Source organism: Fulvivirga sp., from assembly GCF_040220315.1.
Classification (GTDB): Bacteria; Bacteroidota; Bacteroidia; order Cytophagales; family Cyclobacteriaceae; genus Fulvivirga.
The window spans coordinates 1-1,538 of sequence record NZ_JAVJUY010000242.1; the positions used below are offsets into that span (position 1 = coordinate 1).

Below are 1,538 nucleotides of genomic sequence, written 5' to 3' on the forward strand. Positions count from 1 at the left end.
AAATTGAAGAAGTAAAGGTAGGAGACGAGGTGATTTTAATAGGAGGAAATAATGGGTTAGAAATTTCGGTTGCTTCTTTTGGTGAGTTGAGTAACCAACTTAACTATGAGCTGCTAACTCGCTTGCCTGAACGAATCCCAAGAAAAATAATAGAATAAATGGCATTTTTAGAACTACATAAGTCTAGATTAAAACATAATTATAATTTTTTAACCAAACTCTTTAGTGAGAGAAATATAGAGTGGGGTGTAGTCACCAAACTTCTATGTGGTAATAAAAAGTACATAAAAGAGATCCTTAATCTCGGCATTACAGAGATACATGACTCGCGCGTCAGTAATTTGCAAATTGTTAAGTCTATGAACCCTGATGTACAAACCGTGTATATCAAACCTCCTGCCAAAAGAAGCATCCCAAGAATTATTAAATATGCCGATGTGAGTTTTAACAGTGAGTATGCTACAATAAAAATGCTCTCTGAAGAAGCTGTTAAACAAGGGAAACTCCATAAAATTATTATCATGATTGAAATGGGAGACCTTAGAGAAGGGGTATTGGGTGAAAATGTGATCGACTTTTATGCTAGAATCTTCGAATTACCCGGCATCAAGATTGTCGGCTTAGGAACAAACTTAAATTGTCTGCATGGAGTAATGCCTTCACAGGATAAGCTTATACAGCTAAGTCTTTACAAACAGCTAATTGAAGCTAAATTCAACCGTAAAATTCCATGGGTTTCGGGGGGTACTTCCGTAACTATTCCCTTGCTACTCAAAAACATGCGACCTATGGGTATCAACCATTTCAGAGTAGGTGAGATCCTTTATTTTGGTCTTAATTTATTTACTATGAAGACTGTAAAAGGCATGAAAGATGATGTTTTTAAGCTTCACGCGGAAATCATAGAGCTTCATGAAAAACCGAAAGTACCTATAGGTGAATTAGCAGAAAACCCTTCCGGTGATGTGTTGGAGATTAATGAATCAGATTATGGAAAAACCTCCTACAGAGCCATAATTGATATAGGTCTTTTAGACATTACGCCCGAATTTTTAATTCCTGACGATAAGAAGATTGAAATTTCTGGTGCCAGTAGTGATATGCTAGTTATTGACCTCGGTAAAACCAGACGGAATTACAAAGTGGGCGATCTGGTCTCTTTTAAACTTCGGTATATGGGAGCATTGAGTATTCTAAACTCTAATTATATTGAGAAGAAGATCGTGGACTAAAGCCCTTCTATGTTTAATATATAGTTAGGATTTGGGCTATTTAAAAGCCACTTATCTTTTTCGCTAGGTTTACATACACCAGGATAATCCCCTTTGTGTGTACCTATCTTATTAATAATTTGAAAGTGCAAATGTGGCGGCCAATGTACATTCTCATGGTAATCTCCTAGCCAGGCAAATTCCTTACCGGCTTTTATAACCTGTCCGTTTTTTAAATTTTCAATTGAATTTAAACTCAAATGGCCATATAAGGTGTAAAACTTAATGCCTTCCAACTGATGTTCTAAAATAATGGTTGGCCCGTAA

General features: G+C 36.2%; 3 protein-coding genes. 2 read left to right on the plus strand and 1 reads right to left on the minus strand.

Annotated elements, in window-relative coordinates; all coding sequences use genetic code 11:
* Both RLO81_RS11650 and RLO81_RS11655 read left to right on the plus strand, forming a co-directional pair.
* Positions 1-158 (plus strand): alanine racemase C-terminal domain-containing protein (locus tag RLO81_RS11650; RefSeq protein ID WP_350111677.1); only part of this gene is annotated, 158 nt, incomplete at its 5' end.
* The gene (locus RLO81_RS11655; protein ID WP_350111673.1) at positions 159-1,232 is read left to right on the plus strand and encodes an alanine racemase; all 1,074 of its coding nucleotides are present in this window, start codon (positions 159-161) and stop codon (positions 1,230-1,232) included.
* Here the strand turns inward: RLO81_RS11655 and RLO81_RS11660 are convergent.
* Positions 1,229-1,538, minus strand: a 310-nt coding sequence (locus RLO81_RS11660; RefSeq protein ID WP_350111675.1) for a peptidoglycan DD-metalloendopeptidase family protein, incomplete at its 5' end; no start/stop codon positions are given. The two genes, RLO81_RS11655 and RLO81_RS11660, sit on opposite strands and share 4 nt — an antisense overlap.